Source organism: Streptomyces sp. NPDC056948, assembly GCF_042674225.1.
GTDB classification, from domain to species: Bacteria; Actinomycetota; Actinomycetes; order Streptomycetales; family Streptomycetaceae; genus Streptomyces; species Streptomyces purpurascens.
In genome coordinates, this window is record NZ_JBHUQX010000398.1 from 3,241 (window position 1) to 8,725 (window position 5,485).

Annotated in this window: 6 protein-coding genes; 3 read left to right on the forward strand and 3 right to left on the reverse strand. The window is 72.0% G+C overall.

The annotated features are described in order from the left end of the window. Window positions 1-241 precede the first annotated feature (241 nt). From ACFTZL_RS35830 to ACFTZL_RS35840, 3 genes are all read right to left on the reverse strand, one after another. Window positions 242-487 carry a chaplin gene (locus tag ACFTZL_RS35830; protein WP_382591822.1) on the reverse strand — a complete coding sequence of 82 codons (246 nt, stop codon included), beginning with the start codon at window positions 485-487 and terminating at the stop codon, window positions 242-244. Window positions 488-643: 156 nt separating this feature from the next. Continuing rightward, a complete protein-coding gene (locus ACFTZL_RS35835; RefSeq protein WP_382591825.1) occupies window positions 644-1,285 on the reverse strand; it encodes a response regulator in 642 nt (213 codons plus the stop codon). After that, window positions 1,278-2,423, reverse strand: a complete 1,146-nt coding sequence (locus tag ACFTZL_RS35840) for a GAF domain-containing sensor histidine kinase (protein ID WP_382591828.1) — start codon at window positions 2,421-2,423, stop codon at window positions 1,278-1,280. The genes ACFTZL_RS35835 and ACFTZL_RS35840 overlap by 8 nt, the downstream gene beginning before the upstream one ends. Window positions 2,424-2,660: 237 nt before the next feature. On the opposite strand from ACFTZL_RS35840, the gene ACFTZL_RS35845 reads away from it, so the two are divergent. The 3 genes from ACFTZL_RS35845 to ACFTZL_RS35855 all read left to right on the forward strand — a co-directional run bounded on the left by ACFTZL_RS35845 (window position 2,661) and on the right by ACFTZL_RS35855 (window position 5,482). Further along, window positions 2,661-3,359 (forward strand): SDR family NAD(P)-dependent oxidoreductase, encoded by a 699-nt coding sequence (locus tag ACFTZL_RS35845; protein WP_382591831.1) that lies wholly within the window; start codon window positions 2,661-2,663, stop codon window positions 3,357-3,359. Further along, a complete protein-coding gene (locus ACFTZL_RS35850) occupies window positions 3,356-4,474 on the forward strand; it encodes an S-adenosylmethionine:tRNA ribosyltransferase-isomerase (protein WP_382591834.1) in 1,119 nt (372 codons plus the stop codon). The genes ACFTZL_RS35845 and ACFTZL_RS35850 overlap by 4 nt, the downstream gene beginning before the upstream one ends. Window positions 4,475-4,753: 279 nt before the next feature. Beyond that, complete coding sequence (locus ACFTZL_RS35855; RefSeq protein WP_382591837.1) at window positions 4,754-5,482, forward strand: transglycosylase SLT domain-containing protein; 729 nt, start codon at window positions 4,754-4,756, stop codon at window positions 5,480-5,482. Window positions 5,483-5,485 lie beyond the last annotated feature (3 nt).

Genomic DNA, 5,485 nt, shown 5'->3' on the forward strand with positions numbered 1-5,485 from the left:
AAACCCGGTTGTGGTGGTGGGGGGGGGGGGGGTGCGGTTACGGGGGGTTGGGGGGGGGGGGGGTTTGGGGGGGGGGGGGGGGGGGTGCGCGGCCCGGCGTAGCGGGGTGCCGCCCTGCGCCCACCCGTGCCGCCCCTCGCGGCACGCATGCCCGCAGGCTGGGCGCGGCGCGGGCAAGCGAACGGCCTCCCAGGCGGGGCTGGGAGGCCGGGGTCACCTTCGGCTCGAAGCTGAGGTGAAGTCAGTGGTTGACGGCGAGGTTGCCGAACGCCGGGTTCAGGACGCCGATGACGTTCACGCTGTTGCCGGAGACGTTGACCGGGACGTGCACCGGGGCCTGGATCACGTTGCCGGAGGCGACGCCCGGCGAGCCGATGGCGCTGCCGTCGGCGTGCGAGCCGTTCGTGGCGGAGGCCATGCCCGCACCGGCGGCCAGCAGTCCACCGGTCACCATCGTCACGGCAGCGGCCTTCTTCAGGTTCTTCACTTCTGAGCCCTCCTTGCGATCGCCGCGGCAGGCGCCGCGGCACGCACTGGAGAACGGCGGAGATCCACCGAGGATGCGCCATGCGAGGGACATTCCCACGACAGTATGAATCTCGGTCCGGACTGGAACCTTCCGCGTTGCCGTGGGGTGAGCGTGTCAGCCGGTCACACCATGGCGAACGGCCCACAGCGCGGCCTGGGTTCGGTCGGACAGGTCGAGCTTCATCAGGATGTTCGAGACGTGGGTCTTGACGGTCTTCTCGGAGAGGACGAGCGCGCGGGCGATCTCCCGGTTGGAGCGGCCGTCCGCTATCAGGCCGAGTACCTCGCGCTCCCGGTCGGTGAGCGAGCCGGCCCTTCCCGGCCCCGAGTTGGCCTCCTCCTGGGACAGCAGGGCGCCGGCGACCTCCGGCTGGAGGAGGATGTGCCCGGCGTGGACGGAGCGGATGGCTCCGGCGAGGGCGTCGGGGTCGACGTCCTTGTAGACGTATCCGGCGGCGCCCGCGCGCAGGGCCGGCACCACCGTGCGCTGCTCGGTGAAGCTGGTGACGACCAGCACGCGCGCGGGGTTGTCCAGTTCGCGGAGTCTGCGGAGGGCGTCGACACCGTCCATGCCCGGCATCTTGACGTCCATGAGGATGACGTCGGGCCTCAACTCCTCGGCGCGGTCGACTCCTTCGGCGCCGTCCGCGGCCTCGCCGACGACCTCGATGTCGTCCTGCACCTCGAGGAACGTGCGCAGGCCCCGGCGGACGACCTGGTGGTCGTCGACGAGCAGTACCTTGATCACGTCAGCCACCGGGGACCTCCATCTCGATCGTGGTGCCCTTGCCGGGCACCGATTCCACGGTCAGCGTGCCGCCGGCGCCGCTCGCCCGGTCCCGCATCGAGACCAGGCCCAGATGGCGTCCCGCGCGACGCACCGCCTGCGGGTCGAAGCCGCAGCCGTCGTCCGTGACCCGCAGGACGGCTCCGCCGTCGCGGCGGTCCAGGGTCACGTCGACGTGGTCGGCGCCGGAGTGGCGCAGGGCGTTGTGCAGGGCCTCCTGGGCGACGCGCAGGACGGCTTCCTCCTGGGAAGCGGGCAGGGCCTTCACGCCATGGCAGGCGAAGGTCACGCGGGCGGTGTGGGCGCGGTCGAGGACCTGGACCTGCGTGCGGAGGGTGGCCACGAGGCCGTCCTCGTCGAGGGCCGCGGGGCGCAACTCGACGACCGCGGCGCGCAGTTCGTCGGCGGCCTCGGCGGCCAACACCGCCACCTGATGGAGTTCGCCCTTGGCGCGGGAGGGGTCCCGGTCCACCAGGCGGGCCGCTGCCTGGGCCGTCAGGCGGAGGGAGAAGAGCTTCTGGCTGACCGCGTCGTGCAGTTCGTGGGCGAGGCGGGAGCGCTCCTCGGCGATGGTCAGTTCGCGGCTGCGTTCGTAGAGGCGGGCGTTGGTGAGGGCGATGGCCGCGTGCTGGGCGAGGATGCCGAGGAGTTCCTCGTCGTCCGCCGTGAAGCCGCAGCCGCCTTCGGGCTTCTCGCAGTTCTTGTTCGCGAGGAAGAGCGCTCCGATCACCTCGTCGCCGTCGCGGATCGGCAGGCCCAGGAAGTCGACCAGGTCGGGGTGGGCCTTGGGCCAGCCCTCGAAGCGGGGGTCCTTGCGGACGTCGGCGAGGCGCTCGGACCTGGCCTCGTGCAGCATCGCGGCCAGGATGCCGTGCTGGCGCGGGAGGGGGCCGATGGCCTTCCACTGCTCCTCGCTGACGCCGTCGACCACGAACTGGGCGAAGCCGCCGTGATCGTCCGGCACGCCGAGCGCGGCGTACTGCGCGTCGAGCAGCTCGCGGGCCGAGGCGACGATCGTCTTGAGGACGTCGCGCACCTCGAGATGCCTGCTCATGGCCAGCAACGCGGAGCTCACCGCGGCGAGGCCGGACCGGGGACCGTGACTCATGTCCTCACGGTACCGGCGGGCTGTGACAGCGCGGATCGGACCGGTGGCGGCGGGTGCCCGGTCCGGTGGGCCTAGGTCGCGGGGCCGAGACGGAAGGGCGGCGCGGCGTAGGACCGGGGGCGCCGGGCCTGTGGCTTAGGGCGAAGGGACCCGGTGGATTGCGGCCCGCGTCCGAGGTGGTCAAGGCGGCTCCGTTCCTACGTTGAGGGCACGAGATCACGACGAGGGGAGCCGATCATGCCGGTTGCGATCATCACCGGGGCCTCGAAGGGCCTGGGCCGTGCGCTCGCCGAGGCCCTGGCAGGGCGTGGCTGGGACCTGGTGCTCGATGCCAGGGGCGCCGGGGCGCTGACGGAGGCGGCCAGGGCCGTCTCCGCGCACGGCACGCGCGTGACCGCCCTGCCCGGGGACGTCACCGACGCCGGACACCGGGCGGAGCTGGTGTCGGCGGCGGGGCGGCTGGGCGGCGTCGACCTGCTGGTGCACAACGCGAGCGCGCTGGGCGCCGAGCCGCTGGTGCGACTGGAGGAGCTGCCCCTGGAGGGGCTGCGCCGGGCGCTGGAGGTGAACCTGGTGGCGGGTCTCGGCCTGGTCCAGGAGGCGCTGCCGCCGCTGCGGGCTTCAGGGGCGGGCACAGTCGTCGCCGTCAGCTCGGACGCGGCCGCCGAGGCGTACGAGACCTGGGGCGGCTACGGGGCGTCCAAGGCGGCTCTGGACCAGCTGGTGGCGGTGCTCGCCGCGGAGGAGCCGGGGCTGCGGGTCTGGGCGGTGGATCCCGGGGACATGGCCACGGACCTGTACGCGGCGGCCGTACCGGACGATCATGATCCGCGGCCGGAGCCGGCGGCTGTGGTGCCGGGGTTCCTGCGGCTGCTGGACGAGCGTCCGGCGAGCGGGCGGTACGGGGCTCCGGCTCTGCTGGACGGGGCCCGATGACACCGGCCGTGCGCGTACCGGAGGAGCTGTCGGCCCGGGTGCCGGTCGAGCAGCGGGGGCCCGGGCTGGACCGGGACTCCGTACGGATGCTGGTGTCGCGGGGTGCCGGGGTGGCGCATCACACGTTCACGGAGCTGCCGCGGCTGTTGCGGGCGGGGGATCTGCTCGTGGTCAACACCTCGGCCACGCTGGCGGCGGCCGTCGACGGGCGGATCGGGCACGCACGCGTGGTGGTGCACTTCTCCACCTCCGGGGACGACGGTCGCTGGGCGGTGGAGCTGCGGGAGCCCGACGGGCGGGGCACCACGCGCGCGCGTGCGGCCGGGCCGGCGGGTACGGAAGTGTGCCTGCCGGAAGGCGTACGGCTGGTTCTGGAGGAGCCGCTGAGCGGGCGGAGCGGGCGGCTGTGGTGGGCGCGGGTGTCCGGGCCCGGGGTTCTGGGGCTGCTGCGGGGGTACGGGCGGCCCATTCGCTACTCCTACACGGAGCGGGACCAGCCGCTGTCCGTCTACCAGACGGTGTTCGCGCTGCCGTCGGCGGACGGGGCGGGCAGTGCGGAGATGCCGAGTGCGGCGCGGCCCTTCACGGCAGGGTTGGTGGCGGAGCTGGTGGGCCGGGGGGTGCGGTTCGCGCCGGTCACGCTGCACACGGGGGTGGCGTCGGCGGAGGCGCACGAGCCGCCGTATCCGGAGCGCTTCGCGGTGCCCGGGGCGTCGGCGCGGCTGATCAACGCCGCGAAGGCCGGTGCGGGCCGGGTTCTCGCGGTCGGGACGACGGCGGTGCGGGCCGTGGAGTCGGCGGCGGGTGCCGACGGGGTCGTCCGGCCGCGGGCGGGGTGGACCTCTCTCGTGGTGACCCCGGAGCGCGGGGTGCGGGTGGTGGACGGGCTGCTGACCGGGCTGCACGAACCACAGGCCTCACATCTGCTGATGCTGGAGGCGATCGCGGGGCGGGCGACGGTCGAGCGCGGATACGAGGCCGCACTGCAGGGCCGTTACCTGTGGCACGAGTTCGGGGACGTGCACCTCGTCCTGCCGGGGCAGAGCCGTGACAGGCCGCTCACACAGAGCATTGCTCAAGCAACTGCCAGTGAGACCGGGACCCGCCCGATGTGAGCCCTCGCATAGGACCCACGTCACGTACGAACGGACGTAGGAGACAAAGCCGCACCTATTGAGCGGCACATACGGTCCAGTCTGCCCCGATTTGCCCTTCCCTGATCCACTATCTCCCTTCGTACGTCACACCTTTGCCACGCCATTTTGCGGCCGCTAAGAATGGCTGCCGTCGCTCAGCGCCGTGGGTTCACCTCCGCGGCGTTTGTGTCGGAAACACACCGAGTCCAACGCCGGACGCCGAGCGACTCCCGCGCTATTCGAAGAGGTCCAACCACCATGCCCAAGAACATCTTCAGCCGTGGCCCCAGTCGTAACCTGACCCGTCACCACAAGATCGCCATGGCGGGTGTCGCCACCCTCGGTGCCGCCGCCATCGGGTTCTCCGCGGTGCCGAGCGGCGCTTCGACGAAGACCACGACGGAAGCCGCTCAGTCGGCTCCGGTGGCGTTCAGCAACCAGCAGATCAAGGACGTGAAGGCGAGCGTCACCGACCAGATGGCCGGTGCCAGCCTGAAGGCCGAGCAGATCGAGGCGAAGAAGAAGGCCGACGCCGCGGCTGCCGCCAAGAAGAAGGCCGACGCCGAGGCCGCGAAGAAGAAGGCCGAGGCCGCGCGCGAGGCCAAGGAGGCCGCGAGCCGCGACGCCAAGCGCGCCGAGGCCAAGAAGGCCGCCGCCAAGAGCTACCCGAACAACCTCGACGGCTGGATCCGCGAGTCGCTCGACGTCCTGAAGAAGCACGACATCCCGGCGTCCTACGACGGTATCCACCGCAACATCATCCGCGAGTCGGCCGGTGACCCGAAGGCCATCAACGACTGGGACATCAACGCCATCAACGGCGTCCCGTCGAAGGGCCTGCTGCAGGTCATCCCGCCGACGTTCAAGACCTGGCACGTCCCCGGCACCTCCTGGGACATCTACGACCCGGTAGCCAACATCACCGCCGCCTGTAACTACGCGGCCGACAAGTACGGCTCGATGGACAACGTCGACAGCGCGTACTGAGGT

What these genes read in the sequence shown, in the direction of transcription:
- ACFTZL_RS35840 (WP_382591828.1), bottom strand. Translation starts at nt 2,423, where the DNA reads ATGAGTCACGGTCCCCGGTCCGGCCTCGCCGCGGTGAGCTCCGCGTTG.
- ACFTZL_RS35845 (WP_382591831.1), top strand. Translation starts at nt 2,661, where the DNA reads ATGCCGGTTGCGATCATCACCGGGGCCTCGAAGGGCCTGGGCCGTGCG.
- ACFTZL_RS35850 (WP_382591834.1), top strand. Translation starts at nt 3,356, where the DNA reads ATGACACCGGCCGTGCGCGTACCGGAGGAGCTGTCGGCCCGGGTGCCG.
- ACFTZL_RS35855 (WP_382591837.1), top strand. Translation starts at nt 4,754, where the DNA reads ATGCCCAAGAACATCTTCAGCCGTGGCCCCAGTCGTAACCTGACCCGT.